The organism is Rothia sp. HMSC066H02 (assembly GCF_001814995.1).
GTDB classification, from domain to species: Bacteria; Actinomycetota; Actinomycetes; order Actinomycetales; family Micrococcaceae; genus Rothia; species Rothia mucilaginosa.
Genome location: NZ_KV818688.1, coordinates 290,628 through 290,846, shown reverse-complemented (window position 1 = coordinate 290,846; position 219 = coordinate 290,628).

Genomic DNA, 219 nt, shown 5'->3' with positions numbered 1-219 from the left:
ATATCAAGGCGAATAATGAAAGATTCTCAACGACTTCACCGGCGCAACGAAAAATGATGTAAGTATATCAAGGCGAATAATGAAAGATTCTCAACGAAGTTGACGGTGCGTACGCAGCCGTCTTAAGTATATCAAGGCGAATAATGAAAGATTCTCAACAGTCAGGCGCGATTACCTCGCCCAGCGCTAAGTATATCAAGGCGAATAATGAAAGATTCT